At 70.5% G+C, this 26,394-nt stretch carries 26 protein-coding genes; 14 read left to right on the top strand and 12 right to left on the bottom strand.

Annotated features, from left to right (window positions below; all coding sequences use genetic code 11):
* Positions 1-7: 7 nt before the first annotated feature.
* From ACH3VR_RS15360 to ACH3VR_RS15335, 6 genes are read right to left on the bottom strand one after another with little or no spacing between them, the layout of a single operon-like run.
* Entirely contained in the window at positions 8-763 is a 756-nt protein-coding gene (locus tag ACH3VR_RS15360) for an ABC transporter ATP-binding protein (RefSeq protein ID WP_397557193.1), read from the bottom strand.
* Complete coding sequence (locus tag ACH3VR_RS15355) at positions 760-1,554, bottom strand: ABC transporter ATP-binding protein (RefSeq protein ID WP_397557192.1); 795 nt, start codon at positions 1,552-1,554, stop codon at positions 760-762. The genes ACH3VR_RS15360 and ACH3VR_RS15355 overlap by 4 nt, the downstream gene beginning before the upstream one ends.
* Complete coding sequence (locus tag ACH3VR_RS15350) at positions 1,551-2,438, bottom strand: ABC transporter permease (protein WP_397557191.1); 888 nt, start codon at positions 2,436-2,438, stop codon at positions 1,551-1,553. The genes ACH3VR_RS15355 and ACH3VR_RS15350 overlap by 4 nt, the downstream gene beginning before the upstream one ends.
* On the bottom strand, positions 2,435-3,397 hold the full coding sequence (locus tag ACH3VR_RS15345; protein WP_397557190.1) for an ABC transporter permease: 963 nt from the start codon (positions 3,395-3,397) through the stop codon (positions 2,435-2,437). Before ACH3VR_RS15345 ends, ACH3VR_RS15350 begins: the two co-directional genes overlap by 4 nt.
* A 56-nt stretch (positions 3,398-3,453) precedes the next feature.
* A complete protein-coding gene (locus ACH3VR_RS15340; RefSeq protein WP_397557189.1) occupies positions 3,454-4,950 on the bottom strand; it encodes an ABC transporter substrate-binding protein in 1,497 nt (498 codons plus the stop codon).
* A gap of 38 nt (positions 4,951-4,988) precedes the next feature.
* Positions 4,989-5,693 (bottom strand): DUF1684 domain-containing protein, encoded by a 705-nt coding sequence (locus ACH3VR_RS15335; RefSeq protein ID WP_397557188.1) that lies wholly within the window; start codon positions 5,691-5,693, stop codon positions 4,989-4,991.
* Positions 5,694-5,828: 135 nt separating this feature from the next.
* Between ACH3VR_RS15335 and ACH3VR_RS15330 the strand changes: the two genes are divergently transcribed.
* The 6 genes from ACH3VR_RS15330 (at position 5,829) to ACH3VR_RS15305 (ending at position 12,638) form a co-directional block, all read left to right on the top strand.
* The gene (locus tag ACH3VR_RS15330; RefSeq protein ID WP_397557187.1) at positions 5,829-7,115 is read left to right on the top strand and encodes an adenylosuccinate synthase; all 1,287 of its coding nucleotides are present in this window, start codon (positions 5,829-5,831) and stop codon (positions 7,113-7,115) included.
* Positions 7,115-8,305, top strand: a complete 1,191-nt coding sequence (locus ACH3VR_RS15325) for a lactonase family protein (protein WP_397557186.1) — start codon at positions 7,115-7,117, stop codon at positions 8,303-8,305. The genes ACH3VR_RS15330 and ACH3VR_RS15325 overlap by 1 nt, the downstream gene beginning before the upstream one ends.
* A 161-nt stretch (positions 8,306-8,466) precedes the next feature.
* Positions 8,467-8,958, top strand: a complete 492-nt coding sequence (locus ACH3VR_RS15320; protein WP_397557185.1) for a DUF6325 family protein — start codon at positions 8,467-8,469, stop codon at positions 8,956-8,958.
* Positions 8,959-8,971: 13 nt separating this feature from the next.
* Positions 8,972-9,343 (top strand): SHOCT domain-containing protein, encoded by a 372-nt coding sequence (locus ACH3VR_RS15315; protein WP_397557184.1) that lies wholly within the window; start codon positions 8,972-8,974, stop codon positions 9,341-9,343.
* Positions 9,344-9,468: 125 nt separating this feature from the next.
* Positions 9,469-9,867 carry an SHOCT domain-containing protein gene (locus ACH3VR_RS15310; RefSeq protein WP_397557183.1) on the top strand — a complete coding sequence of 133 codons (399 nt, stop codon included), beginning with the start codon at positions 9,469-9,471 and terminating at the stop codon, positions 9,865-9,867.
* Between the two features lie 230 nt (positions 9,868-10,097).
* Positions 10,098-12,638 (top strand): helix-turn-helix transcriptional regulator, encoded by a 2,541-nt coding sequence (locus ACH3VR_RS15305; protein ID WP_397557182.1) that lies wholly within the window; start codon positions 10,098-10,100, stop codon positions 12,636-12,638.
* 9 nt (positions 12,639-12,647) lie between these two features.
* On the opposite strand, the gene ACH3VR_RS15300 is transcribed toward ACH3VR_RS15305, so the two are convergent.
* Entirely contained in the window at positions 12,648-13,829 is a 1,182-nt protein-coding gene (locus tag ACH3VR_RS15300) for an AI-2E family transporter (protein ID WP_397557181.1), read from the bottom strand.
* Positions 13,830-13,888: 59 nt separating this feature from the next.
* Here ACH3VR_RS15300 and ACH3VR_RS15295 point away from each other — a divergent pair, with 59 nt between their 5' ends.
* Positions 13,889-14,185 carry a chorismate mutase gene (locus ACH3VR_RS15295; RefSeq protein ID WP_397557180.1) on the top strand — a complete coding sequence of 99 codons (297 nt, stop codon included), beginning with the start codon at positions 13,889-13,891 and terminating at the stop codon, positions 14,183-14,185.
* Between the two features lie 47 nt (positions 14,186-14,232).
* Here ACH3VR_RS15295 and ACH3VR_RS15290 read toward each other — a convergent pair whose 3' ends face one another.
* The 3 genes from ACH3VR_RS15290 to ACH3VR_RS15280 are packed head-to-tail and all read right to left on the bottom strand — an operon-like array spanning position 14,233 to position 16,225.
* Entirely contained in the window at positions 14,233-14,919 is a 687-nt protein-coding gene (locus ACH3VR_RS15290) for a hypothetical protein (protein WP_397557179.1), read from the bottom strand.
* On the bottom strand, positions 14,916-15,836 hold the full coding sequence (locus ACH3VR_RS15285) for an ABC transporter ATP-binding protein (RefSeq protein ID WP_397557178.1): 921 nt from the start codon (positions 15,834-15,836) through the stop codon (positions 14,916-14,918). The genes ACH3VR_RS15290 and ACH3VR_RS15285 overlap by 4 nt, the downstream gene beginning before the upstream one ends.
* Positions 15,833-16,225 carry a GntR family transcriptional regulator gene (locus ACH3VR_RS15280; RefSeq protein ID WP_397557177.1) on the bottom strand — a complete coding sequence of 131 codons (393 nt, stop codon included), beginning with the start codon at positions 16,223-16,225 and terminating at the stop codon, positions 15,833-15,835. The genes ACH3VR_RS15285 and ACH3VR_RS15280 overlap by 4 nt, the downstream gene beginning before the upstream one ends.
* 122 nt (positions 16,226-16,347) lie before the next feature.
* Here ACH3VR_RS15280 and ACH3VR_RS15275 point away from each other — a divergent pair, with 122 nt between their 5' ends.
* The 7 genes from ACH3VR_RS15275 (at position 16,348) to ACH3VR_RS15245 (ending at position 24,318) form a co-directional block, all read left to right on the top strand.
* Positions 16,348-17,208: a patatin-like phospholipase family protein gene (locus ACH3VR_RS15275; protein WP_397557176.1), complete on the top strand. Its 861-nt coding sequence runs from the start codon at positions 16,348-16,350 to the stop codon at positions 17,206-17,208.
* Positions 17,205-18,284: a 1-acyl-sn-glycerol-3-phosphate acyltransferase gene (locus ACH3VR_RS15270; RefSeq protein WP_397557175.1), complete on the top strand. Its 1,080-nt coding sequence runs from the start codon at positions 17,205-17,207 to the stop codon at positions 18,282-18,284. Before ACH3VR_RS15275 ends, ACH3VR_RS15270 begins: the two co-directional genes overlap by 4 nt.
* Before the next feature lie 143 nt (positions 18,285-18,427).
* Complete coding sequence (locus ACH3VR_RS15265; protein ID WP_397557174.1) at positions 18,428-19,495, top strand: LacI family DNA-binding transcriptional regulator; 1,068 nt, start codon at positions 18,428-18,430, stop codon at positions 19,493-19,495.
* The gene (locus ACH3VR_RS15260; RefSeq protein WP_397557173.1) at positions 19,492-21,114 is read left to right on the top strand and encodes an FAD-dependent oxidoreductase; all 1,623 of its coding nucleotides are present in this window, start codon (positions 19,492-19,494) and stop codon (positions 21,112-21,114) included. The genes ACH3VR_RS15265 and ACH3VR_RS15260 overlap by 4 nt, the downstream gene beginning before the upstream one ends.
* Positions 21,115-21,149: 35 nt before the next feature.
* Entirely contained in the window at positions 21,150-22,454 is a 1,305-nt protein-coding gene (locus ACH3VR_RS15255) for an extracellular solute-binding protein (RefSeq protein ID WP_397557172.1), read from the top strand.
* A 1-nt stretch (position 22,455) separates the two neighbouring features.
* Positions 22,456-23,352 carry a carbohydrate ABC transporter permease gene (locus ACH3VR_RS15250; RefSeq protein ID WP_397557171.1) on the top strand — a complete coding sequence of 299 codons (897 nt, stop codon included), beginning with the start codon at positions 22,456-22,458 and terminating at the stop codon, positions 23,350-23,352.
* Positions 23,353-23,391: 39 nt separating this feature from the next.
* The gene (locus ACH3VR_RS15245) at positions 23,392-24,318 is read left to right on the top strand and encodes a carbohydrate ABC transporter permease (protein WP_397557170.1); all 927 of its coding nucleotides are present in this window, start codon (positions 23,392-23,394) and stop codon (positions 24,316-24,318) included.
* A gap of 117 nt (positions 24,319-24,435) precedes the next feature.
* Here ACH3VR_RS15245 and ACH3VR_RS15240 read toward each other — a convergent pair whose 3' ends face one another.
* Positions 24,436-25,356, bottom strand: a complete 921-nt coding sequence (locus ACH3VR_RS15240; protein ID WP_397557254.1) for a hypothetical protein — start codon at positions 25,354-25,356, stop codon at positions 24,436-24,438.
* 62 nt (positions 25,357-25,418) lie between these two features.
* Positions 25,419-26,366: an efflux RND transporter periplasmic adaptor subunit gene (locus tag ACH3VR_RS15235; RefSeq protein ID WP_397557169.1), complete on the bottom strand. Its 948-nt coding sequence runs from the start codon at positions 26,364-26,366 to the stop codon at positions 25,419-25,421.
* Positions 26,367-26,394: the final 28 nt, after the last annotated feature.

Here is a 26,394-nt window from a genome sequence, read left to right as displayed (position 1 = left end):
TCCGATTTCAGCGCGGCAGACGCGGCACCGAGTCCACGAGGGTGCGGGTGTACTCCGATGACGGCGTCGCGAGCAGAGCCCGCGTCGGCCCCGACTCGACGACGCGTCCCGACCTCAACACGACGGTCCGGTCGCACACGGCCGCAACGGCGCCGAGGTCGTGCGACACCATGATGAGGGCCAGTCCGTGTTCGTGGCGCAGCCGGGCGAGCAGGTCGATGACGCGCACGCGCGTCGTGACGTCGAGTGCGCTCACGGGCTCGTCGGCGAGGAGCACGCGCGGCCGCGAGACGATGGCGCGCGCGATGGCGATCCGCTGCCGCTGGCCGCCGGAGAACTCGTGCGGATACCGGGTCAGCGCATCGGGCTCCAGGTTCACGGCGGCGACGGCCTCGGCGACGCGAGCGGTCAGCTCGGCGCCCTTCGCGAGGCCGAGCGAGCGGAGCGGCTCGCCGACGATGCGATCGACGCGCTGCCGCGGGTCGAGCGATGAGTAGGGGTCCTGGAAGACGGGCTGCACGGTGCTGCGGAAGCGGCGCATGAGGCGGCGGTCGCGGGGGTCGAGCGGAGCCCCGTCGAAGAGCGCGGCGCCCGTGCGGGGTGTCGCCAGGCCCAGCAGCATCCGGAGGATCGTCGACTTGCCGGCACCCGACTCGCCCACGAGTCCCACGCTCTCGCCGTCGTCGATCGACAGCGACACATCGTCCAGCACGCTCTGCTTCCCGTACGAGAAGCCGGCCGACCGGAGTTCGAGCACACTCATTCGGATCCTCCCGCGTCGAGTGCCGAGTCGAGAACGCGCGCGCTCTCGACGAGCGCGGCGGTGTAGGGATGCCGCGGCGCGCCCACGATCTGCGTCACGGGACCCTCCTCGACGACGACGCCGCCCTGCATGACGACGATGCGCTCGACCATGCGGGAGACGACCGCCAGGTCATGGCTGATGAAGAGCAGGCCCATCCCGCGCTCCCGCACGAGCGTCTCGAGCAGGTCGAGCACACCCGCCTGCACCGTCACGTCCAGTGCGGTCGTGGGCTCGTCGGCGACGAGCAGCCGCGGCCGGGCCGCGAGGGCGATCGCGATGGCGACGCGCTGCCGCTGCCCGCCGGACAGCTCGAACGGGAAGGAGCGCGCGATGCGGGCGTCGGGGAGCGCGACCTCCGCCAGCGCCCGCGACACCGCCTCGCGCAGCGCGGCGCCGCGCAGGCCGAGGTGGCGGCGCAGGGGCTCGGCGATCTGCCGGCCTACACGCATGAGCGGGTCGAGGGCCGTGAGCGGCTCCTGGAACACGATCTGGGCGACGGGACCGCGCAGCGGGCGCAGCGCGGCATCCGACCTCCCCACGACCTCGGAGCCGTCGAGGCGCACCGAGCCGGTGGCGGTCAGCGCGTCGGGAAGCAGGCCCAGCGCCGCGAGCGACGTCACCGACTTGCCGGAGCCGGACTCGCCGATGATTCCGACGCGCTCGCCGGCGTCGAGCGAGAAGGTCACGCCGTCGACGAGGGTCTTCGCGCCCGCGCGCACCGTCAGGGCCGAGATGTCGAGCAGGCTCACCGCGACCTCCGTCGGGTGGGATCCGTGAACTCGCGCAGCCCGTCGGTGAGGAAATTCACGCCGAGGACGAGCACGATGATCGCGATGCCCGGAGCGAGCGCACCGACGGGCGCCGTCAGCACGGTGCCCTGGGCCTCCTGCAGCATCCGTCCCCACGACGCGTTGGGCGGCGGAGCGCCCAGCCCGAGGTACGACAGGCTCGCCTCCGCGAGCACGGCGACGCCGAACTGCAGAGCGAGGGCGACCGCGAGCGTGGGCGCGATGTTCGGCAGGACGTGGCGCCACACGATGCCGGGCAGCCGCGTGCCGCTCGTCCGTGCGGCCGTCACGAACTGCTCCTGCAGCACGCGACGGGAGAGGATGCGGGCGAGCCGGGCGATGACGGCTGCCATCGCGAGGCCGATCGCGAAGATCGCCGACCCGAGCGAGGCCCCCTGTACCGCGACGACGAGCATCGCGAGGAGGAGGACGGGGAAGGCGATCACGACGTCGAGCGTCGCCGAGAGCGTGTCGTCGACCCACGGGCGGGCGAGGGCGGCGGTCAGGCCGATCGCGGTCCCGAGGATGCCGGCCAGCAGCGCCGCGCCGGCGCCCACCGTGAGGGCGATCCGAGCCCCCACCATGAGCTGGGACAGGAGGTCGCGCCCGAGCCGGTCGGTGCCGAGCAGATGCGCGCCGCTCGGCGCCTCGAGGCGGCCGCCCTGGATGTCGGTCAGCGGGTAGGGCAGCCAGACGAGCGAGACGAGCGCCGTGACGACGACGAGTCCGGTCAGGACGAGCCCGATCACGAGGGTCGCGTGGCCGCGCCGACGCCTCGCCGGCGCGGCGACGTGGATCTGCTGCTCGGCCGGCGTCTCGACGTGGCCCTGGGCTGTCGCGCTCATCGGTTCCCCGAGATGCTCGTGCGCAGGCGCGGATCGATGATGCGCTGCGCGATGTCGGCGAGGAAGCCGACGATGAGCACGAACAGTGTGCTCACGACAAGCACCCCCTGGATGTTCGGATAGTCGTGCTGCTGGATGCCCGTCAGGAGCATGCTCCCGAGCCCCGGCAGGGTGAAGACGCTCTCGACCACGACGGCGCCGAGGAGCGTCGTCGACAGCTCGATGCCGAGCACGGCGACGACGGGGACGGAGCCGTTGCGCACGCCGTGGCGCAGCAGTGCCTCGGTGAGCCCCGCACCGCCGGCACGTGCCGTGCGGAGGTAGTCGCTGCCGAGCACGTCGAGGGTCGCCGATCGCACGTAGCGGCTGATCGACGCGCTCATGACGATGGCGATCGTGATGACGGGCAGTGCGAGAGAGCGGAGGGCATCGCCGGGATCTTCCCAGTCGTCGCGGGGGAACCCGCCCGAGGGCAGGAGGCCGAGCTGCAGCGCGAAGATCCAGACCATGATGACCCCGACCCAGAACACCGGCACCGCGACGCCCAGCTGCGAGAAGCCGGAGAGGAGGATGCCGTACCAGCGGTCGGCCTTGACGGCGGCCGTGATCCCGATGACGAGGGCGAGCATGAGCGCGAGGACGAACGCGAGAAGGGCGAGCGGAAGCGTCACGGACAGGCGCGCGCCGACCTCGGGGCCGACGGGACGGGTCGAGATGTACGACGAGCCGAGGTCGCCGCTGAGCAGATGCCCGGCCCACGTCGCGAACTGCTGCGTGAGGGGCTGGTCGGAGCCGACCTGCGCGCGCGCCGCGGCGATCTGCTCGGGCGTGGCGTCGACCGACAGGAGGGCGTTCGCGGGGTCGCCGGGGAGGAGCCGGAGCAGCACGAAGATGACGATCATCGCGACCACGAGCGAGATCACGAGGAAGACCGATCGGCGGATCAGGTAGGAGAGCATGTTTCACGGGAAACGGCGGATGCCGGAACGCGGGCGTCCCCGCATCCGCCGTTCGGTCAGGACTTGACGATGTCGTAGGCGAAGAACTGCGAGTTCAGGCCGTTGACGCCGTAGCCGGTGACGTCGCTCGAGGCCACGACGATCTGCGGGTAGAGGTACAGCCACGCGCTCGCGGCATCCTGAGCGATCTGTTCGCCTACCTTCTTCAGCAGCGCCGTCTGCTCGTCGGTCGTCGTGGACTGCTCGGCGTCGGCGACCCACTGCTGCACGTCAGCGTTGTCGTAGCCCCAGTAGAAGTCGGGGTTGCCGTACCAGACGACGTCGCGGTCGTTCACGTGCTCCTGCAGCGTCGCCTCGAAGTCGCGGTCCTGGTAGACCTTCGTGTACCACTCGTCGGCGCTGATCGTGTTGATGTCGACCGTGATGCCGACTTCGGCGAGCTGAGCCTGCAGGAACTCCGCGACGGCGGGGTGCGGGTCGTAGCTGGGCGTGTCGAGCGTGAACGTGAAGCCGTTCGGGTAGCCGGCCTCGGCGAGCTCCTTCTTGGCGAGGTCGACGTCGTAGGGGTTGACGTTCGTGAGGTCCTCGTACCACGGGTCGGTCGGGGGGACCATCGAGCCGATGAGGGTGCCGTAGTCGCCCCAGATCGAGGACAGCAGCTTCTTCGTGTCGATCGCGGAGTACACGGCCTTGCGCACGAGGGTGTTGTCGAACGGCGCGACGCGGTCGTTGAAGGCGAGCAGCTCCTTCGTGGTCGAGGTCCCCTCGCTCACGACGTAGTCCTTGTTGTCGGTGAACTGCGCGAGCGCGTCGGGGCTCTGCACGCTCGTGATCAGGTCGACCTCGCCGGTCAGGAGGGCGTTGTTCTCGGCGGTCGCGTCGGTGAAGTAGGTGAAGACGACCTCGGCGTTCTTCGCGGCGTCGCCCCAGTAGTCGTCCCAGCGCTTGAGCGTCAGGGTGCTGCCCTGCTTCCACTCGTCGAGCACGTACGGTCCCGTGCCGTCCTCGGTCTGGGTCAGGTCGCCCGCCTCGGAATTGACGATCCACACATAGCTGAGGTTGTAGAGGAACGAGATCGCGCGCTGCGACAGCGTGAAGACGACGGTCGAGTCGTCGGGCGTCGCGATGTCGCTGATGACCGTGAAGGAGGACTTGCGCGCCGACTTCGAGTCGTCGGCCGTCACGGCCTCGACGCTCGCCTTGACGTCGGCCGAGGTGAGCTTCTTGCCCGAGTGGAAGGTAACGTCGTCACGCAGAGTGATCGTGTAGGTGAGTCCGTCGTCGCTCACCTGGGCGTCCTTGGCGAGCAGCGGCTCGACCTGGCCCTCGTCGGTGAGCTTGTAGAGGCCCTCGTACACGTTGCCGTTGAACGCCTCGGTGACGCCCTGGCCACCGCCCTGCGTGTTGCTCAGGTTCTGCGGCTCGTAGAGCGAGCCGATGGCGATGGTGGCGTCGTCCGAGCTCGTCGCGGACGTGTCGCCGCTCGACGAGCAGCCGGCGAGAAGCAGGACGGCGGCGACGGCCGCCGATGCGGCTGCAAGGGATCTCTTCATGAGGGGTGGTGCTCCAGGGGTGCTGTGGGTGCGGCGGATCACGCCGCGTAGATGTCGAAGCCGTCGCGGAACACGACGGTCTTCTCTCCGGCGCGGATCGGCAGGGGGAACCGGTTCGAGGCGGGAGGCAGGGGGCAGTTGTACTGGGCGGAGAAGCCGCACGGCGGCACGAAGGCGCGGTTGAAATCGAGCTCGACCTCGCCCGCCTCGCCGTGCGCGGCATCGCGGTGCACGTAGAGGAAGCGGCCCGCGCCGTAGGTCTCGGAGCCGTTCGTCTCGTCGGCGAAGACGAGCAGCAGCGTGCCGCCATCGTCGAAGGCGGCCAGCGTGTAGTCGCGTCCGGCGACGGTGACGAGGATGTCTCCCGGCACGACGAGCTCGCGCGTGCCGCCGTTGTCGCGGATGTGCTCGAACGGCACCGTGCGGTCCTCCGCCACGGGGACGAATCGGCCCGTCAGCACCCACGCGGGGTCGTAGGAGTACGTGTCGATGCGGTCGAAGGAGCCGATGGCGGGGGATGCGGCATCCCACACCCGCAGGCCGTGCTGGGTGTCGCCCGTCGCGAGGTCGGTGCGCTCGATGGGCGTGACCCGGGCCGTGTCCGGCGCAGCCGCACGGGCGGCGTCGAGGTCGGCGGGTGCGCCCGTCCAGCGGGTCTCGATGAGGGCGAGGTTGCCCGTGGGCGCGGTGACGGCCTGGCGGCGCTCGGCCTGCCAGCGGGCGTGCGCGTCTGACGTGGACATGGTGAGCCCATTCTTTTGAATACAGGGGGGATGACGGAATCGATCGTCATGTAGGGCAATGCGGCGGGTCGATGGCGTATTCCCGGCCCTCGATAGGATGGGGTGTAACCGTCCGCTACGAACGGGGGAGGCCCCATGCCTGGCATCGTGATCGTCGGAGTCCAGTGGGGAGACGAGGGCAAGGGCAAGGCCACCGATCTGCTCGGTGAGCGCACCGACTGGGTCGTCAAGTTCAACGGCGGCAACAACGCCGGGCACACCGTCGTGATCGGCGACGAGAAGTACGCCCTGCACCTCTTGCCGTCTGGCATCCTGTCGCCCGGGGTGCACCCCGTCATCGGCAACGGCGTCGTCGTCGACCTCGAGGTGCTCTTCAACGAGCTCGAGGCGCTGCACGCGCGCGGCCTGGACACGTCGCGACTGCGCATCAGCGCCAACGCCCACATCATCACGCAGTACCACCGCACGCTCGACAAGGTCAGCGAGCGCTTCCTCGGCAAGCGCCAAATCGGCACGACCGGCCGCGGCATCGGCCCCGCGTACGCCGACAAGATCAACCGCGTCGGCATCCGCGTGCAGGACCTCTTCGACGAGAACATCCTGCGGCAGAAGATCGAGGGCGCCCTCGATCAGAAGAACCACCTCCTCGTGAAGGTCTTCAACCGCCGCGCCATCACGTGCGACGAGATCCTCGACGACCTGCTGTCGTACACCGAGCGTCTGCGCCCCATGGTGGCCGACACCGGACTGCTGCTGAACGAGGCACTCGACGCCGGCGATGTCGTCGTGTTCGAGGGGGGCCAGGCGACGATGCTCGATGTCGACCACGGCACCTATCCGTTCGTCACGTCGTCGTCCGCGACGGCGGGCGGCGCGGCGACCGGTTCGGGCGTGGGCCCCAACCGCCTCGACCGCATCGTCGGCATCGTGAAGGCCTACACGACGCGCGTCGGCTCGGGTCCGTTCCCCACCGAGCTGTTCGACGAGAACGGCGACTTCCTGCGCTCCCGCGGCTTCGAGTTCGGCACCACGACGGGCCGTCCGCGCCGCGTCGGCTGGTACGACGCGCCGATCACCCGCTACGCGACGCGCATCAACGGCATCACCGACCTCGTGCTGACCAAGCTCGACATCCTCACGGGGCTCGACCAGATACCGGTCTGCGTCGCGTACGACGTCGACGGCGTGCGCTTCGACGAAGTGCCGGTGAACCAGTCCGACTTCCACCACGCCAAGCCGATCCTCGAGTACTTCCCCGGCTGGAAGCAGGACATCTCGACAGCGCGCACCTTCGAAGACCTCCCGCGCGAGGCGCAGGACTATGTGCTCGCGCTCGAGCAGATGAGCGGCACGCGCATCTCTGTCATCGGCGTGGGTCCCGCGCGCGACGCCGTCATCGTGCGCCACGATCTCATCGACTGATGAGGTTCCTGCTCGGCGGCTACACGGCCGACATGGACGGCAACGCCTCCGGCATCGGCCTGCTGCTGGCCGGCGCCGCCGACGACGCGCTCGCCGGCGGACCGCTCGGATTCGCGGGGGATGCCGCGCTCACGTCGGGCTCGCCGTCGTGGCTCACGCCCCATCCCACGCTCGACGTCGTCTACGCGGCGCTCGAGGGAATCGGGAAGGTTCAGGCGTTCCGCCGCACGGGCGAGGCGACGTTCGTCCCTCTCGGGGGCCCGGTCGACGCCGGCGAGTTCGTGTGCCACATCGCCGTCTCGCCCGACGGGGGGTGGCTCGTCGCGAGCTGCTGGGGCGACGGCCGGGTGGTGCGGATGGCACTGGATGCCGCGGGTCGGCCCTCGTCGCCGGTGATCGCCGCTGCCGCGACCGATCCGTACGGGCCGGAGGCAGCACTCCCGACCGCCGTCGGCGACATCGATCTCGCCGCGGCCGCACGGGCGCTGCGCGAGGCCGCGGGCGAGGAGTACGCGCACCTCGTCCCCGACCACGACCGCGAAGAGCCCGCCGCTGAGACGGCGGAGGAGGCATCCCGCCCGTCGCACGCCCACCAGGCCGTCTTCCTTCCCGGCGGACTCGTCGCGACGACCGACATGGGCTTGGACGTCGTGCGCTTCTGGCGACCGCGCGCGGACGGGCTGGCACCCGTGCAGGACGTCGTGCTGCCGAAGGGCTCGGGCCCGCGCCACATGGTCCGCCACCCGAGCGGGCACCTGTACGTCGTGACGGAGCTCTCGCACGAGGTCTTCGCCCTCGCGCCCGACCCTTCGACAGGCTCAGGGCAGGCCGGGTCGTGGCGCGTCGTGGGCGGCACGAGTCTGGGTGCCGGCATCCTCCCCGACGACACCGCCGCCGAGCTCGCGCCGTCGCGCGAGGGAGAGTTCCTGTACGCGGGCGTGCGCGGCAGCGACGCCATCGCGGTCGTCCGCGTGCGGGGCGCGGGCGAGACCCTCGAGCCCATCGCACTCGTCGAGGCGGGCGTGACATGGCCCCGCCACCACGTCGTCGTGCGCGACACGATCCTCGTCGCGGGGCAGCTCTCCGACGAGGTCGCATCGCTCGGAATCGACCTGCGCACGGGCGTCCCGGGCGGCGTGCGGCATCGCACTCCGGCCCCGTCTCCGACCTGTCTGCTCCCCGTTCGCTGAGGTATCGCCCACGGCGGGTGAGCGGCGCGAGATCGGCCCCCGCGAGGGTATCGGCCTCGCCGGGCCGGGATTAGCTTGAGATCGGCGCCAGGGGGGCGACCCGCCGAGCACGGCGGCCGATGCCCCTGAGGCTTCGACTCGTGACTTCAGAAGGGAAGACAATGGCTGAATTCCGCTATGGGCCCGTCGAGCTGTTCCTGCTCGGCCTCGAAGGTGAGCGGCCCGATCCGCAACTGCTCGAAGAGCTGTCCCACCTCGTCGACGGTGGTGTTCTGCGCGTCCTCGACTTCGTGGTCATCTCGAAGTCGGAGTCTGGCGACGTGTCGATCGTCGAGATCGAAGACGACTCCGACGAATACGCCGCGCTCGACCTCGTGCTCAGCGGCATCACGGGTGAAGAGGACATCGCCGAGCTCGCCGAGCTCGTGCCGGCGGGCGGCTCGGCCGCCGTCGTCGCCCTCGAGCTCCTGTACGCCCGCAAGCTCGCCGGCGCCCTTGCCGCCAGCGGCGGCGTCGTGCTCACGTCGGAGCGCATCCCCGCGCCCGTCGTCAACGCCCTCGTCGACGTGATCGAAGAGGCGGCGGCCGAGGAGATCCTCGAAGAGGCCGCCGAAGAACTCACCGAAGACGAAGAACTCGCCGAAGAGAAGTAAGGAGACCAGCAACATGATGCGCAGAGTCGGACGTCCGGGCCTCGTGGGCCTCGCCGCACGCACCGCTGTCGTCGCGGGCACCGCGACCGCCGTCAACAACGGCATGAACAACCGCCAGCAGCGCAAAGCGCAGGAGCAGTGGGAGCAGGACCAGTATCAGGCAGCGCAGCAGCAGGCCGCCATGAACGCCGCGGCCCAGCAGGCCGTCGCGCAGCAGATGGCAGCCGCTCCCGCCCCCGCGCCCGCTCCCGCGCCCGCGCCGGCTGCTCCGGCCGCCGGCGGCGAGGACATCGTCGCATCGCTGCAGAAGCTGGCCGCCCTGCGCGACGCCGGCGCCCTCAGCGACGCGGAGTTCGAGGCCGCGAAGGCCCGCCTGCTCGGCTGAACCACCGGGGCGCGGCATCCCGGATCATCTGAAACGGGTGATTCGCGGATGCCGCGCCCGTGTCAGCCAACAGACTTGACCAAGGAGCGCACTGACGCCCCTTGTCTTTCTTGGAGGAAACGAAAATGTTCGACGGCAGCTTCTGGAACATCGTGCTGTGGTTCTTCTGGGTGTTCGCGTTCGTCGCCTACCTGTTCGTGCTCATCACGATCTTCAGCGACCTGTTCCGCGACCACAAGCTGAGCGGCTGGTGGAAGGCCGTGTGGGTGATCTTCCTGATCTTCCTGCCCTTCCTGACGGCCCTGATCTACCTCATCGCGCGCGGCTCGGGCATGCAGGAGCGTGCACTCGCCGAGGCGAAGAAGCAGCAGGAGGCCACCGCGGCCTACATCCAGTCGGTTGCGGCTTCCCAGGGCGGCGGCGCCAGCGCGGCTGATGAGATCGCGAAGGCCGCCGACCTGCTCAAGGCCGGCACCATCACGCAGGCGGAGTACGACCAGCTGAAGGCTCGCGCCCTCGCCTGATCACCTCTGCGACAGACGAAAGGCACCCGGCGGATTCCGCTGGGTGCCTTTTCGTTCGCGATTCGGATTTCGGCGGTTCAGGTCGGCCGTGGTCCGGTATGCGGGGACGGCGATAGACTCGCCACGCGATCAGCGCAGCCCACCCCTCGGGGTGGACTCCCGCGACGTTCGCCGGTCTCCTGACGCTCGCCCCGTCGAGGGGCCGCGTGCGAGGGCTGAAGGAGGGCGCGATGACCCTGCCATCGGGGGCCTTCTCGACCCCTGCGTGGACGCGTCACCACCCGCCGGCGCGCCAGCCCTCGACTCTCGAGCGGGCGGGCCTCGTGCGGATGCTCGATGACCTCGTCGCCGATCATCCCGTGACGCTCGTCACGGCACCGAGCGGCTTCGGCAAGACCACGCTCGTCAGCGCGTGGGCCGACCGCACGGCGCAGCTCGTCGCCTGGCTCGCCCTCGATCCGCTCGAGGAAGCCGGCGTCGACGAGGCAATCATCGCGGCCCTGGAATCCGTCGTCCCCCAGGACCACGTCGTTCCCGCCGACGCGTACGGCATCGACGACGCCGAGTCCGATCCGCGCCGACGCCTCGACGACGCCCTCGCGGGCCTCGTCGACATCGTCGTCCTGGTCGTCGACGACGCGCAGCGCGCCCAGCACAGCCTCGAGTCCGGCCTCCTCGGCAGCCTCGTCGCCCGCACGCCGGCCTTCCTGCGCGTCGTGCTGGTCGGCACGACCGCGCTCGAACTGCGCATGCCGCGCTTCATCCTCAGCAACCCCGACGCCGTGATCGGCGCCGAGACCCTCGCCTTCGACGCGCGCGAAGTGCACGATCTCGCGATCGAGATGGGCAGCACGGCGGACGCCGCGGCCGTGCACGCCGACACGGCCGGCTGGCCCATCGCCGTGCGGCTCGCACTGCTGAGCGGTTCGGCGCCGCGCGCCGTCTCGGCCCGCGGCGGCGGTCTCATGCGCGAGTACGTGCGCGACGTCATCCTCTCCGCGCTCGATCCCGAGCTCGCGCGATTCGTCGTCGAGGCGACCGTGTGCGGATCGCTCACGGCCCGGCTCGCCGCGGAGCTGACCGGCCGCCAGGATGCCGCTCGGCTGCTGGAGCAGTGCCGTCGCCTGGGTCTCTTCCTCGACCGGCACGAAGGGTCGGGCGGGGTCGAGTACCGCTGGCACGCCCTCTTCGCGCGCCACTGCCGCGAACTCCTCGCCGAGGAGGACCCCGAGCGCCTCGCCGAGATGCACCGCAGGGCGGCGACCCTCCTCGCGGAAGCCCGGCCGCTCGAGGCCGTCGCGCACCACCTCGAGGTCGGCGAGGCGGAGGACGCGGCATCCGTCATCCTCGACTCGTGGGTGCGACTCGTCGTGGGCAACTCCGCGGCCTCGGTCGATCGCGCGTGCCTGTCGCTGCCGCCGGCGATCGCCGAGCGTCCGGCACTCCAGCTCGTCAGGGCGTGCGCCCGCGACGTGCTGGGCGAGCAGAAGGCCGCCCGTGAGCTCTTCGAGCGGTCGCAGGCCGCCGCGGTCGCCGACCCCGCTGTCGAGCGCACCCTCGAGCTCGCGTGGCTCTTCTTCGCCGACGACCGCACGCGCACCGCCGCCGCGATCGCGGCCGTGCGCACCCGGCTTCTGACCGAGACGCCGTCCCCGACGGAACGCGCGGCGATCACCTTCCTCCTCGGCTGGACCGAACTGCGCCAGCGGGGGAACCCCGACCAGCTCATCGAGACGCTCGAGGCAGCGGTGCGCGAGGCAGATGCGATCGGCGACCGCGGTCTCGCTCGGCGGTCGCGGGAGTGCCTCGCCTACGCCCTCGCGTGGGCGGGCGAGTTCCGGGAGGTCCGGCCGCTGCTGGTCGACCTCGCCGCCGAGGAGCCCGACGAGTCGTCGTGGGTCGCGTACATCGGGGGCAGCGGCGGCGTCGCGGCGGGCAAGGTCGCCTATTGGTCGGGCGACCTCATTCGCGCGGAGCAGGAGTTCCGGCGGATCATCGCCTTCGGGGGCTCGGGGCGCACCTTCGCGGACCTCGCCCGCGTTCTCCTCGCCTGCACCGCGGCAGCGACCGGCGATCCGCGTCAGTGCCGGCGCGCCGCGCTCGAGCTGCAGTTCCTGCCGCGCGTCGAGTCACAAGGACTCGCGTGGCCGAAGCTCCGGCAGATGGCGGTCGCGCTGCTCGAGGAGGCCGTCGGCCACCGTGACCGTGCGCTCCAGATCGCGCGTGCCCTGTCGGACGAGCCTGCCATGCCCCTCATGTCGGTGCTCGTCGCGGGCATCCTCCGCCGCGCCGGGGCCTACACCGAGGCGCTGCAGGTGCTGCGCCGCCTGCAGCCGTACGCGGCCGTCTCGTACATCCGCGTCGCGACGCTCGTGACGCGGGCTCTCTCGCACTGGACCTCCGGCCAGCCGGATGCCGCGCACGAGCTGTGCGAGGAGGCGCTCATGATCGCCGAGCCCGAGCTCGTGCGCATGCCGTTCAGCGAGTCCGACCCCGAGCTGCGCGAACTGCTGAGCGCGCACATCGCGTGGGGAACGCGGCACGAGGAGTTCGTGCTGTCCTGCCTGCGGCCGGGTGCAGTCGGCTCGGCGCTCGGCATGCTCTCCGAGCGCGAGCGCGACGTGTTCGAGCAGCTGCGCACGACGCTCACGACCATCGAGATCGCCGATCGGCTCGGCGTCTCGGTCAACACCGTCAAGACGCACCAGCGCGCGATCTACCGCAAGCTCGGCGTCACCTCGCGGCGAGAGGCGCTCCGCCAGTACACCTGAGCGGCCGGCTCACGTGCGGGTCTTGGCATCCTGTCTCGGGATGAAGATCTGCTTGATGATGAGCAGGATGGATGCCGTCACAGGAATGGCGACGAGCGCACCCAGCAGCCCGAACAGCGTGCCGCCGACGAGCGCCCCGATCACGACGAGCGCCCCCGGCACGGAGACCGTCTTGTTCATGACGCGCGGCGTCAGGAGGTACGCCTCGATCTGGATGTAGATGAGGTACACGACGCCGAAGATGAGGGCGTCGACAGGGCTCGTGAACAGTGCGATCACCGTCGCGAAGATCAGGTAGCAGACCGAGCCGATGAGCGGGATCAGCGTGATGAGGAACGCCGCGACGGCCATCAGGAACGGGAACGGCAGCCCGAGCACCAGGTGCAGGATGAGGCCGACGACCGAGTTGAAGAACGCCAGGATCACCATGCCCGTGAGGTAGCCGCCGATCGAGTCCGTGATCTGGTTCGTGAGGCTCGTCACGGTCGGGCGGCTGTGCGCGGGCGTGAGCTGCGCGAAGGCGACCTTCATGGCGGGGAGCCCGCCCAGGAAGTACAGGCTCAGCACGAGGATGATGAGCCCGCCCGAGATCGCGAGGCCGATGCCGACGCCGACCTTGACGATTCCGCCGCCGATCGCCGCGAGGTTCGACGGATTCGAGAAGAACGCCTCGACCTGGTCCAGGATCTGGCCCGTCTGCGTGCCGAACGTGGACTCCATCCACTTGGCGAACTGCGAGTTCTCCGCGTCGGTGATGGTCTGGGGCAAGTTCTTGATCACGGTCTGCATCTGGGTGAACAGGGCCGGGATGAGGAACCAGAGCGCCGCGATGAGGATGATGCCGAAGATGCCGTAGACGATGACGATGCCCCACGCCCGGGCGATCCCGTGCCGCTCGAGCCGCTTGACGACAGGGTCGAGCGCGAGGGCGAAGAACAGCGCCATGATGATGTAGAAGACGATCGTCGACAGGTTGATGAAGGCGACGCCGATCCCGATGGCGACGAGCCCGCCGATCGTGAGCACCAGCCCCGTCGCGAAGGGACGCCCGATGTTCGCCCACACCTGCGGCTGAGGGCTGTCGTCGATCACGGCGGGGATGATCTCGTTCGGCACGGCCGCGTCGGCGGCATCCGTGCCCGCCGACGCGTCGACGGAGAGGGGGCGAGCACCCTCGATGGCATCGGTCATGGCCACACTCTAGGCCGTAGGTGCTCGCGATAGGGTCGAGGCACAAGGAGGAACCACCCATGACAGGCGAGGACCCGACGCAGACCCTGCTGCGCCTGCGAGGCAGCATCGACAACATCGACGCAGCCCTCGTCTTCATGCTCGCGGAGCGCTTCAAGGCCACCAAGCGCGTCGGCGAGCTCAAGGCCGAGCACGGGATGCCTCCTTCGGACCCCGCGCGCGAGGAGCAGCAGCTCGCCCGTCTGCGCGCTCTCGCCCTCGATGCCGACCTCGATCCCGAGTTCGCCGAGAAGTGGTTCAACTTCGTCGTGGCCGAGGTCATCCGCCATCACACCGAGGCGGCCGACGGGCGCTGAGCCGGCTACGGGCGCTCAGCCGATCCCGGCTGCGGCCCGCCCGCAGGCTACGGCACGGTGCGGCGCAGCGTGAGGAACGCGATCCCCGCGAGCACGACCGCCCCGGCCGCGCCGGCCCACGCCAGGCCCATCGCGCCCGCCGTGCCGAGCCACGTCGCGACGGCGACCCACGAGTCGGTCCATCCGACGAGCGCCACGAGCCCCACCAGCGCGAGTCCGAGCCCCACGAGCACGATCGTCAGCACGGTGCCGCCGAACCGCTTGTAGATCGTCGCCGACCAGAAGCCGACGATGAACAGCAGCACCGCCATGACGGAGTAGAAGAACGCGGCGCCGAGGGGTCCCGCCGCCCAGATCCACGGGAAGTAGAAGAACCAGCCGTTCATGCCCCACCCGCCGGTGGCCAGCTCGACGAACCCGCCCACTACGAAGATCGCGGCGAGCACGACCGCCGCGAGCACCGCGGTCAGCAGCGTGCCGACGTAGAAGTCGCGACGCGTGACGCTCATGGCCTGGGAGAACGGGAAGGTGAGCGTCAGCGCCTGGATGCCGACCGCGAGGAGGTACCAGAGCGGCGCCTGCGCCCCTCCGCCGTACTTCGGCGCGTCGGTGGGGATCATGGCGTACACGAGCAGCGAGAGGACGAAGCTGCCGCCGAGGATGATGAGCGGCATCCACACGTAGGTCTGGCGGTTCACCAGCTGCATGCGCACGACGTTGAGCGCGCGGTTCATCGGAGTGCTCCTTCCTGCGTGGAGGCGGGTTCGCCGGTCGCGTGCTGCGTCGTGCGGACGATGAGCTGCTGCAGCGACACGGGGCCGACCTCGAGGCCCGCCACCGCGAGGGCCCGGCGGTCCGCGTCAGTCAGGGCGCCGATCACGGTGACCGACGAGACGCGCCCGAGACTCTCGCGGTGCACGACGTCGCGGCCCGCGACGAACGCCTCGACGGCGGCGGTGTCGCCGACGATCGTCGCGGCGCGGTCGCGCACGGCATCCGTGTCGTCGTCCATGACGATGCGCCCGCGGTCGATCACGACGACCTTCTCGATGAGGTTCGCGACCTCGTCGATGAGGTGGCTGGAGAGGATCACGGTGCGCGGATGCTCCGTGTAGTCCTCGAGGAGGCGATCGTAGAAGATCTGCCGCGCGACGGCGTCGAGCCCGAGGTAGGGCTCGTCGAAGAAGGTGACCTCGGCGCGCGACGCGAGGCCGATGACGACCCCGACGGCCGACAGCTGCCCGCGGGAGAGCTTCTTGATGCGCGTCCCGAGCGGGATCTGGAACTCGTCGACGAGCCGCTCGGCGAGCTCCTGGTCCCACTGGGGGAAGAAGAGACGCGCCGTGCGGAACGCGTGGGTCGGCTTTGCGTCGTCGGGGTACTTCTGGCTCTCCCGCACGAAGCAGAGGCGCTGGAGCACCCGCGCGTTCTCGTACGGATGCTCTCCGAAGACGCTCACCCGCCCGCTCGTCGCGAAGTTCTGCGCGGTCAGGATCGACATGAGCGTCGTCTTACCGGCGCCGTTGCGGCCGAGCAGGCCGTAGATGCGGTCGCGCTCGATCGAGAGGGTGACGGAGTCGAGCGCGAGCGTTGAGCGGTAGCGCTTCGTGAGGCCTTCGACCTCGATGACGGTGTCGGGCGAGGTGGTCATGACGCCTTCTCTTGGAGAGTGGATGCTTCGTCCGACGCGGCACGCGAGCGGACGAGGTCGGCGAGCTCGTCGGGGCCGAGCCCGAGCTTGCGGGCTTCTCCGACGAGCGGTGAGATGTAGCGGTCGGCGAACGCCGCGCGACGCTCCTGCAGCAGGGCGCCGCGCGCGCCGGCGGCGACGAACATGCCGATTCCGCGGCGCTTGTAGAGCACGCCCTTGTCGACGAGCATGGCGATCCCCTTCGCGGCGGTGGCGGGGTTGATGCGGTAGAAGGCCGCGAGCTCGTTCGTGGAGGGTGCCTGGCCCTCTTCGGGGAGGGACCCCTCGACGATCGAGTCCTCGACGCTCTCCGCGATCTGCAGGAAGAGCGCCCTGCCTTCTTCGATCACCGCACCTACCTCGTTGGTTGCTTACTTGACTAACTAACCATGCAACGGCCAGGCGCCGCTGTCAAGACCCTCGTTTGACCAGTCGTCGCCGCGCCAATAGGTTGCAGGAGACGGGAGGCAGGATGCAGGGATCCACCGCGTTCGTGCTCGGCGGCGGCGGGGTGCGCGGCGCCGTCGAGATCGGCATGATCCGGGCACTGTTCGAGGCGGGCATCCATCCCGATCTCGTCGTGGGCACCTCGATCGGCGCGATCAACGGCGCGCTCATCGCGCAGGATCCGACGCTCGGGGTCATCGACACGCTGCTCGACGCGTGGGCCTCGCCCGAGGCCAATGCCGTCTACGGCGACGGGCTCGTCATGCAGCTCACCCGGCTCGTGAAGACCAAGACGCACCTCAACTCGCCGCGGCCGCTCGAGGAGCTGCTGGAGCGGAGCCTCGGGGCGGGCGCGACCTTCGAGGGCCTCGCCGTGCCGCTCCAGGTCGTCGCCGCGAGCATCGAGCGTGCGGCGGAGCACGTGTTCGACGAAGGGCCGCTCATCCCGGCGATCCTCGCGTCGGCCGCCGTCCCAGGCCTCTTTCCGCCGGCGCGCGTCGGTGACGAGCACTTCATCGACGGCGGCGTCGTGAACTCCATCCCGATCGAGCAGGCCGTCACCGCACGCGCGCAGCGGATCTTCGTCCTCCAGGTCGGACGCGTCGAGACGCCGCTGGAAGCGCCGAGCTCGGCGGTCGACACGGCACGCGTCGCGTTCGAGATCGCGCGCCGCCACCGCTTCGCCCGCGACATCGCGACGCTCCCCGACGGCGTCGACCTGTTCGTGCTGCCCAGCGGAGGCGCGCTCGCCGGCGATGACTCGATCCGTGCCTACCGGCGCCTCGAGACCGTGAAGCTCCGCATCGACCACGCCTATGAGGCGAGCCGCGACTTCCTCTACGAACGCGGCTTCCCACCGCTGTCCGAGAAGGGAGCAGCCGAATGAGGCTTCCTCCCACCTGGGTGCGCCGCGTCGTGATCGCGCCGCTCGTGATCGTCGTCTCGCTTCTGGTCGTCCTGACGATCCCGCTGTGGCTGCTCGGCGCGCTCGGGCTCACCTCGCTCGTTCCAGGGCGGTTCCGGCTGCCCCGTGTGCTGTGGCTCGTGTCGGTGTACCTGCTCTGGGATGCGTCGCTCCTGGTCATCCTGTTCGCGACGTGGATCGGGTCGGGCTTCGGCTGGAAGCTGGACACCCCCGCCTTCCGTCGCCTCCACTACCGCATCGGCGCGCGGGCGCTCGAGATCCTGTTCGAGGTCTTCGGGTCGGTGCTGAGGCTCGACATGGTCATGACGGCGGGCGACGACGAGGATGATCGGGATGCCGCGCGTGCGGCCTTCGACGAGCTCTTCCGGCCGGGAACGCCGCTCATCGTCGCGAGCCGCCATGCGGGTCCCGGCGACTCGTTCATCATCGTGCACACGCTCCTCAACGAGGTCGAGCGCATGCCGCGCATCGTGCTGAAGTACACGATGCAGTGGGATCCGACGATCGACGTGCTCCTGGGCCGCATCCCGACGCGCTTCATCGTGCCCTCGGGCTTCGGGGGCAAGACCAAGGGCGGCGGCCACGGGGTCGAGGAGAGCCTCCGCGACCTCGCCACCGGGCTCGGCCCCGATGACGCCTTCGTCATCTTCCCCGAGGGCGGCAATATGACCTCGACGCGCCGTCGCACTCGAATCGACCGCCTGCGCGCGTCGGGCCGGACGGCTCTGGCCGACCGGGCCGAGTCGATGCTGCACGTCATGCCGCCGCAGCCGGGCGGCATGTACGCGGCGCTCGAGGCGTCGCCCGACGCCGACGTCGTCTTCATCGGCCACACGGGCCTGGACCGGCTCATCACGATGGGCGACATCTGGCGCGACCTGCCGATGGACAAGCGCATCACGATGCATGCGTGGCGCGTGCCGCGGGCCGACATCCCGAGCGCCCGCGAGGAGCAGGCCGAGTGGCTCTTCGGATGGTTCGAGCAGATCGACGGCTGGATCTCGACACGCACCGCGCTCGACGACGCGCCCGCCTGATAATGCGGACAACCGCGGCGCCCGGATAGACATGAAAAGCGGCGACATTCGCAAAATAATGCGCATTATCACCTTGGCAAGCTGAGGCCCCGCGGCACAGACTTCTGATCGGCACGACGACGTGCCGACCGAGGAGGATTCGAGTGCTCCATCACCGCGTCACGCAGGCCGACGTCGCGGCCCTGGCTCGAGTGAGCCAGGCGACCGTGTCGCTCGTGCTCAACGACAGCGTCCCCGCCGGGGTGCGCATCAGCGAGGAGACGCGGCAGCGGGTGCTCGACGCCATCCGCATCACGGGATACATGGCCAACCCCATGGCCCAGCGGCTCGCCGGCGGCCGGAATCAGATCCTCGGGGTCTTCACGTACGAGACGACGTTCCCGGCGCGCGGCCGTGACTTCTACGGCCCCTTCCTGAACGGCATCGAACGGGCGGCCGAGGGTCTCGGAGTCGACATGCTCCTGTTCACGAGCGCACGCGTCGTCGACGGCCGCCGCCGGCTCACCCGCGAGGGCTGGCACCGTCTGGGGGTCGCGGACGGCTGCCTGCTGCTCGGACAGCAGGAGGATCAGAGCGAGCTCCAGCATCTGCTCGACACCAACTACCCCTTCGTGTTCGTGGGGCGCAGGCGGAGCGAGGGGATGCGGCTGCCCTACGTCGGCGGCGACTACGTGAGGGCGACGGCGCGTCAGGTGGAGAGACTCGCGGCACTCGGCCACGAGCGGATCGCCTACGTGGGTCCGCAGGGTCCGGACCAGCCGAGCATCGACCGCGTCCAGGGCTTCCGGTCCGGGATGGCGGCCCACGGCCTGCAGGCACGGTTCGTGCCGGGCGACGTCGTCGCCGAGACGGCCCGGGAGATCGTCGAGCGCCGCATCACCGGCGTGCTGATCGCCCCCGAGCTGCACCCCGAGGAGCTGGTCGACGAGCTCACCGCCCGCGGCCTCGACGTGCCGCACGACCTGTCGATCCTGGTCCTCGGACAGCCGCACCACGGGCGGCCGGGCGGCCACGCGTGGTCGGGCTTCGTCATCCCGCGCGAGGAGATGGGTGCGCGGGCTCTCGTGCTGCTCTCGCGCCTCGTCGAGGAGAGCCGGCCGCGGCAGGGCGCGCCGCGCGAGCAGGTCCCGCCAGACGATCTGCACCAGCTGCTCGACTGTCCCGACTTCGAGGGCCAGACCCTCGCGCCGCCCCGGGCGGAGCAGTCGTGAGCGCCGCCGAGCTCTCGTGCGACGTTCTGGTCGTGGGGGGCGGCCTCGGCGGCGTCGCGGCCGCGCTCGCCGCGGCCGACCGCGGCGCGTGCGTCGTGCTGACCGAGGAGCATCCCTGGCTCGGCGGCCAGCTCACTTCCCAGGCCGTGCCCCCCGACGAGCACCCGTGGGTCGAGCGGTTCGGCACGACGGCGCGGTATCGCGCGCTGCGCGACGGCATCCGCGAGGTCTACCGGCGACGCTACCCCCTGACGGATGCCGCGCGTCGGCGTCCGGATCTCAATCCGGGCGCGGGCTGGGTCTCGAAGCTCTGCCACGAGCCCCGTGTGGCGGTCGGCGTCATCGAGGAATTGCTCGCGCCGCATCGGTCGTCGGGCCGGCTCAAGATCCTGCGACGCGTGCGGCCCGTCGCCGCGACGACCGACGGGGACCGGGTCACCTCGGTGACCCTCGCATCGGTCGTCGGCGCGGGCGACACCGTCGTCGCGGCGGCATATGTGCTCGACGCCACCGAGACGGGCGAGGTGCTGCCGCTGGCAGGCGTGGAGTACGTCACGGGCTTCGAGTCGCAGGGTGAGACGGGGGAGCCGAGCGCCCCCGCCGAGGCGCAGCCGGACAACGTGCAGGCGCTGAGCGTGTGCTTCGTCGTCGAGCACGTCGACGGCGACCACACGATCGATCCGCCGGAGCGTTACGGCTTCTGGCGTGACTACGCGCCCGACGCGTGGCAGGGAGCGCGGCTCGTGTCCTGGCAGGCGCCGAATCCCCGCACGCTCGAGCTCGAGAGCCGGGGCTTCACCCCGAATCCGGGCGACGACCCCCTGCTCGTCGACGCCGACCAGTCCCGGAGCGCCGGCGACGGCGACCTGTGGGTCTTCCGCCGCATCCTGGCGCGCGACCTCTTCGCGCCCGGTGCGTACGACAGCGACCTGTGTCTCGTGAACTGGCCCACGATCGACTATTTCCTCCAGCCCGTGCTCGACGTCGACCGCGAGACGGAGGAGGCGGCGTACGCGGACGCCCGGCAGCTGAGCCTGTCGATGCTGCACTGGATGCAGACCGAGGCGCCCCGGGCCGACGGGGGCACGGGTTTCCCCGGCCTGCGGCTGCGCCCCGATGTCATGGGCACCGACGACGGACTCGCGCAGGCGCCCTACCACCGGGAGTCGCGCCGCATCCGGGCCCTCACCACGATCACCGAGAACGACGTCTCGTACGCCGTTCGCGGCAGCAGGGGAGCGACCCGCTACGACGACAGCGTCGGCGTGGGCATGTACCGCATCGACCTGCACCCCTCGACGGGGGGCGACACGTACATCGACGTGGCGTCCACGCCGTTCGAGATCCCGCTCGGCGCGCTGATCCCGCGACGCGTCGCGAACCTCCTTGCGGCGGGCAAGGACATCGGCACCACCCACATCACCAACGGCTGCTACCGCCTGCACCCCGTCGAGTGGAACGTCGGCGAGGCCGCAGGGCACCTCGCCGCGCACTGCCTCGCGACGGGACGCTCGCCGCACGCCGTCCACGCCGCCCCGGAGCTCCTCGAGGACTTCCAGCGCGAGCTCGTCTCCGCCGGATTCGAGCTGCGCTGGCCCGCTGAGGCACACCCGTACTAGGGGCGGCGACCTTGCGATCACAGGAAGGGAATCCCATGCACCACTTCTCAGCGCGCCACCGTCGCACGACGATGGCCGTCATCGCCGCCGCCGCCGGACTGCTTCTCGCCGGATGCTCCGGCGGCGCGCAGCCCAGCCAGTCGGAGTCGACAGGCCCCGTCGACCTCCGCATGACCGTCTGGACCGCCGACGCGACGCAGCTCGCGGTCTTCCAGAAGATCGCCGACGCCTACGTCGCGGAGAATCCCGAGAAGGTCTCGAGCGTCACGTTCGAGACGATCCCGTTCGCCGACTACACGACGACCCTGACGACGCAGCTCGCGGGCGACAACGCGCCGGATCTCGCCTGGATCCTCGAGAGCTACGCCCCGCAGTTCGTCGCGAGCGGAGCCCTCGTCGACGTGAAGCCCACCCTCGAGGCGACCGACGGGTACGAGTACGACGACCTCCTCGACAGCTCGCTCGCCCTGTGGGAGAAGGACGACGGACTGTATGCCTATCCGTTCTCCAACAGCCCCTTCGGCGTCTTCGTCAACACCGACCAGATCGCCGCGGCCGGTCAGCCGAACCCCGCCGACCTCGTGACCGACGGGAAGTGGACATACGACGCGGCCCGCGACATCGCCGCGGCGACGGCCGCGGCATCCGGGAAGCAGGGTCTCGTCGTCCGCGACTTCGACTACAAGGTCTGGGAGAACCTCGCCACGATCTGGGGAGGATGGGAGGCCGAGCCCTGGAGCGCGGACGGCACGACGTGCGAGTTCACGAAGAAGCCCATGGTCGACGCGATGACCTGGATCCACGACGCGGTGTTCGCCGACGCCGCGATGCCCGGTCCCGGGACGACGGCGGACTTCTTCGCGGGCGAGTCGGCCATGACGATCACGCAGATCAGCCGGGCCTCGGCGCTCGACGACTCGTTCAGGTGGGACCTCGTGCCGCTGCCGTCGGGTCCTGAGGGACAGCAGAACGTCATCGGACAGGCGGGGATCGGCGTCTTCGCGGCGGGTGAGCACCCGCAGGCGGCGGCCGACTTCCTGGCGTACTTCACCGACCCGGAGAACGCCGAGACCCTTGCGGCGTATTTCCCGCCGCCGCGCGAGTCGCTGCTCAACGCCGCGACGCTCGCGGCCGCGAACCCGAAGCTCTCCGAGGACCAGCTGCAGGCCGTGGTCGTGGACGGGATCCAGGATGCCGTCACCAAGCCGTCGCACGTCGATTTCGCCAAGATCCAGGACACCGTGCGGGCGTCTCTCGACGCGCTGTGGGTGCCCGACGCCGATGTGAAGTCCGTGCTCGCCTCGACGTGCGACGCCATCGAGCCGCTGCTGGCGGGCTGACGTGACGCAGACGGCCGCGATCGGCGCCGGCGTGGGTCGGCGGGGGCGCACCCCCCGCGGCCCGCGCCGGCTCACGGCAGCGCATCGCGACTGGATCGCGGGGTACGCCATGACGGCGCCCGTCGTGCTCGGTGCGCTCGTCTTCGTCGTGCTGCCGCTCGGGGCCGTCTTCTGGTACTCGCTGCACGACTGGAACGTGCTGGCGAACTCGTTCGTCTTCGCAGGCTTCGACAACTTCGAGCGCATGCTCGCCGACCCGGGCCTGCGCTCCTCGCTGCTGGCGAGCCTGTGGTTCTCGATCGGGCTGGTCGTGCTGAACATCTCGCTTGCCCTCGGGCTCGCGGTGCTGCTGAATCAGAAGCTGCCCGGCACGACGACGTTCCGCACGATCTTCTTCTCGCCTGTCGTCGTCTCGCTCGTGGCCTGGACGATCGTGTGGGGCTTCCTGCTGCAGGACGACGGCGGCATCAACGGGTTCCTGCACCTTCTCGGAATCGACGGCCCGAACTGGCTGCGCTCCGGACCGACGGCGATGCTCTCGGTCATCGTCGTGCAGGTCTTCAAGAACGTGGGGCTGAACATGATCCTGTTCCTCGCGGCGCTCCAGGGCGTGCCCGAGGACCTCTACGAGGCGGCGCGGCTCGACGGTGCCGGTGCGTGGCGGCGGTTCCGCTCCATCACGGTGCCGCTCATCAGCCCGAGCTCCTGCTCGTCTCGATCCTCACGATCGTCGGCTCGCTGGAGGTCTTCGCGCAGATCGCCGTGCTCACAGGCGGCGGGCCGGGCACCTCGACGACGGTGCTCGTGTACTACCTCTTCCAGCAGGCGTTCCGGTTCAACGACTTCGGCTACGCCAGTGCGATCGCCGTGCTGCTCTTCGGCATCGTGCTCGTGCTGACCCTCCTCCAATGGCAGACCCGGAAGCGATGGGTGTTCCATGAGAACTGACGTGCTCGACGCGGCGGCAGACGTGGACGGCTCGCCTGCTGCCGGGCCGGATGCCCCATCCCCGGCGCGGTCGGTCGAGCGACGTCGTCGCCGCCGCGGGCGGGCTCTCATCGTCGCGCTGCTCGCCGTGGTCAGCATCCCCTTCGTCTTCCCGACGTGGTGGATGGCCACTTCGAGCCTCAAGCCGATGAGCGAGATCCTCAGCTCCGTGCCGACGCTGTGGCCGCAGTCGCCGACCTTCGACGCGTATCTCGACGTCTTCCGCCTGCAGCCGTTCGCGCAGCAGTACCTGAACAGCCTCTACATCGCCGTGCTCGTCACGGCGGGCACGATCCTGTTCTCCTCGGTCGCGGGGTACGCCTTCGCGCGCATCCGGTTCCCCGGGGCGAACGCGCTGTTCCTGCTCGTCCTGACGGGCCTGCTCGTGCCGAGCGAAGTCACGATCGTGCCGCTGTTCCGCGCCGTGAGCGCGCTCGGGCTCATCGACACCCACTGGCCGCTGATCGTCGTGCCCGTCTTCGGCGCACCCAGCGTGCTCGCGACTTTCATCATGCGGCAGTTCTTCCTCGCCCTCCCCGTCGAGCTGGAAGAGGCCGGACGCATCGATGGGCTGGGCCGGTGGGGGATCTTCTGGCGCATCGCATTCCCGCTCGCGCGCCCCGCGGTCGCGGCCGTCGCCATCTTCACGTTCCTGAAGTCCTGGAACCTCTACCTCGAGCCGATCGTCTACCTCTCGAGCAAGAACATGTTCACGCTGCCGCAGGCCCTCACGCAGTACGTCGACGCCTACGGCGGGCCGATGTGGAACGTGCAGCTCGCGGCGACGACCCTCACGGTCGTGCCCGTGCTGATCGTGTTCCTGCTCGCGCAGCGCCAGTTCGTGGAGGGGCTCGCGCACACCGGACTCAAGGGCTGAGCCGCTCGGTTCGGCCGCGGCAAGATGCGGGTGCCCGGGATGCCGCACCCGCACCACGCCGCGGGTGCCCGGGATGCCGCACCCGCACCACGCCGCGGGTGAGCCGGCCGTCTCGGGTCAGGGGCGGGGCTTGGGGCGGGTGATGCGGCCCGGTGCGGTGTCGGCGCCTCGCGACGGGACGGGCCAGGTGCCGTGCGGTGCGTTCGCGCCCGCGGAAGGGCGGGCGGGCATCGCCTCGGGTTCCGGTACAGGCATCGCCCGAGGCTTCGGTTCGGCAGCCGGGGCCGCCGGCTCAGGGCCCGTCGCGGTCGGTCCAGCGGTCAGCTCGTGCCCGACCTGCTTCTCGAGCACGACGATCGCCTCGTCGGACAGCGAGATGAGGCCGTCGAGCTCTTCACGCACGCGCTTGTAGGCGAGCTGGCGCTCGGCCGGCGTCGCGGCCTGATCGATCGCGACCGTCAGGAGCTGCTTGGCCGTGTCGAGGCGCTTGCGCTCGACGTCGGTGAAGCCGGAGTCCTTGATGCGGCGGGCGTCGCGTTCGGCGACGTCGAACGCGACCTCGTAGTCGGTCACGGCGTTGCGATACTCCGACAGCTGTTCGCTCGTGAGCTTCGTCCTGGCGTTCGGGGGGCGCAGGCCGTCGGCGACCTTCCTCGCCCGCAGGAACGCGGCGGTGAGCGGCTGGCGGCCGTCGCTCATGGCCGGATAGGCGATGAGCTTCGCGACGTCGAGCTCGTACTCGAGCCAGCGCGCGGTGACGTCGTCGTGCGCCGCGAACAGCCGTTCGAGCTGGCTCGGCGCGGCCGCCACGGACGTCGTCTGCGCCGCCGTCGAGTCGGCCTGCTGCGGGATCGGACCTGTCACCGGTCGCCCCCGTGCAGCGGCCTGGGCGGCCTTCAGCTCGGCCTTCGCGTGCAGCACTTCGAGGCGGCGACGGTGTCTCCGCCGCGCGCCGCGCTCCCAGGCGCTCCCGAGCGAGGCCAGCACGCCGAACAGCGGGAAGACCAGCCACCAGTAGCCCCCGATGAACTCGAACATCGGCTGCACTCTGTCATGCTAACCGCGTCGGATACCCCTGCGGCTGACGGTTTGCTCCGTGATCAGGATGCCGGGCGCTGCGTCGATCGCGACGGCACGGGCCAGACCGGCTCGCGCCGCTCTGCGGAGGGCGGCGGCGGGCTCGGGGCGGCCGATGGCGCGGGGGCCTTCTCCGGGCGCGGGGGCGCGGCATCCTGCACTCGCGCGGCCACCCAGGCGGCGTTCTCGGTCGCCCAGGCGAGCGCCGCAGACGACCGCTCGAGGAACTGCTGGGCCGCGGCCGTCCACGCGGCGGCGGCCGGCTCGGGCTTGGGCTCGGGCGGGGCCATGCCCGATGCGCGGGCCTCGCGCCACGCCTCCTTCTCGGCAGCCTCGAAGGCGTGGCCGAGGCGATCGACGGCGTTGCGGTACGCGACGTACTGCACGGGCGTGATGCGGGCCTGCGCCGAACCCGGTCGCAGGTCCTGCGCCTCCGCGCGCGCCGTCAGGTACGCGGCGGTCGTCGGCACGCGCCCGTCGCTCATGAGCGGAAAGGCGATGAGCCGCGCGGGGTCGGTCTCGTACGCGAGCCACCGCGCATTGATCGTGTCGTGCACGACCATGACGCGCGTCAGCGGACGGTGCGCGGGGTCGCTCGTCGCGGCGAGCCCTGAGCGCGCGGCGCTGACCCGCATGCGGCGGACGCGCACGTTCGCCGACGCGGCGCGCACGTCGCGCTGAGCGGACTGCAGGGCGCGTCGGGCGGCCGCGACGTCGGAGGGCGTGGCACGGGATGCCGCCCGCTCGGCCTGCGCGCGGGTGAACTCGGCGCGTGCGAGCTTGAGCGTGCTGCGCGAGGACCACTCCTGAGCGCGGGCGTCGTGGAGCTCGAGGCGCGCGGCGTCGAGCTCGAGCCGGCGCGCGTCGAGCGCGCGCTGGTGTCTCAATCCGAGCATCCCGAACACCCCCGCCCCGACCGCGATCGGCGCGACCCACCACAATTCTGCGATCGACGCCCACAGCGGATCCACGCGGCCATGCTAACCCTCTCGGGCGTCG

It is taken from the genome of Microbacterium alkaliflavum, from assembly GCF_044325405.1.
GTDB lineage: Bacteria > Actinomycetota > Actinomycetes > Actinomycetales > Microbacteriaceae > Microbacterium > Microbacterium alkaliflavum.
Note: the sequence above shows the minus strand (reverse complement) of the source record. Positions and strands in the feature narration are given on the sequence as shown.

Bases quoted from the DNA above. Each gene is read 5' to 3' on its own strand.
- ACH3VR_RS15360 (WP_397557193.1), bottom strand. From the start codon at position 763: ATGAGTGTGCTCGAACTCCGGTCGGCCGGCTTCTCGTACGGGAAGCAG.
- ACH3VR_RS15350 (WP_397557191.1), bottom strand. From the start codon at position 2,438: ATGAGCGCGACAGCCCAGGGCCACGTCGAGACGCCGGCCGAGCAGCAG.
- ACH3VR_RS15345 (WP_397557190.1), bottom strand. From the start codon at position 3,397: ATGCTCTCCTACCTGATCCGCCGATCGGTCTTCCTCGTGATCTCGCTC.
- ACH3VR_RS15340 (WP_397557189.1), bottom strand. From the start codon at position 4,950: ATGAAGAGATCCCTTGCAGCCGCATCGGCGGCCGTCGCCGCCGTCCTG.
- ACH3VR_RS15335 (WP_397557188.1), bottom strand. From the start codon at position 5,693: ATGTCCACGTCAGACGCGCACGCCCGCTGGCAGGCCGAGCGCCGCCAG.
- ACH3VR_RS15330 (WP_397557187.1), top strand. From the start codon at position 5,829: ATGCCTGGCATCGTGATCGTCGGAGTCCAGTGGGGAGACGAGGGCAAG.
- ACH3VR_RS15325 (WP_397557186.1), top strand. From the start codon at position 7,115: ATGAGGTTCCTGCTCGGCGGCTACACGGCCGACATGGACGGCAACGCC.
- ACH3VR_RS15320 (WP_397557185.1), top strand. From the start codon at position 8,467: ATGGCTGAATTCCGCTATGGGCCCGTCGAGCTGTTCCTGCTCGGCCTC.
- ACH3VR_RS15315 (WP_397557184.1), top strand. From the start codon at position 8,972: ATGATGCGCAGAGTCGGACGTCCGGGCCTCGTGGGCCTCGCCGCACGC.
- ACH3VR_RS15310 (WP_397557183.1), top strand. From the start codon at position 9,469: ATGTTCGACGGCAGCTTCTGGAACATCGTGCTGTGGTTCTTCTGGGTG.
- ACH3VR_RS15305 (WP_397557182.1), top strand. From the start codon at position 10,098: ATGACCCTGCCATCGGGGGCCTTCTCGACCCCTGCGTGGACGCGTCAC.
- ACH3VR_RS15300 (WP_397557181.1), bottom strand. From the start codon at position 13,829: ATGACCGATGCCATCGAGGGTGCTCGCCCCCTCTCCGTCGACGCGTCG.
- ACH3VR_RS15295 (WP_397557180.1), top strand. From the start codon at position 13,889: ATGACAGGCGAGGACCCGACGCAGACCCTGCTGCGCCTGCGAGGCAGC.
- ACH3VR_RS15290 (WP_397557179.1), bottom strand. From the start codon at position 14,919: ATGAACCGCGCGCTCAACGTCGTGCGCATGCAGCTGGTGAACCGCCAG.
- ACH3VR_RS15285 (WP_397557178.1), bottom strand. From the start codon at position 15,836: ATGACCACCTCGCCCGACACCGTCATCGAGGTCGAAGGCCTCACGAAG.
- ACH3VR_RS15275 (WP_397557176.1), top strand. From the start codon at position 16,348: ATGCAGGGATCCACCGCGTTCGTGCTCGGCGGCGGCGGGGTGCGCGGC.
- ACH3VR_RS15270 (WP_397557175.1), top strand. From the start codon at position 17,205: ATGAGGCTTCCTCCCACCTGGGTGCGCCGCGTCGTGATCGCGCCGCTC.
- ACH3VR_RS15255 (WP_397557172.1), top strand. From the start codon at position 21,150: ATGCACCACTTCTCAGCGCGCCACCGTCGCACGACGATGGCCGTCATC.
- ACH3VR_RS15245 (WP_397557170.1), top strand. From the start codon at position 23,392: ATGAGAACTGACGTGCTCGACGCGGCGGCAGACGTGGACGGCTCGCCT.
- ACH3VR_RS15240 (WP_397557254.1), bottom strand. From the start codon at position 25,356: ATGTTCGAGTTCATCGGGGGCTACTGGTGGCTGGTCTTCCCGCTGTTC.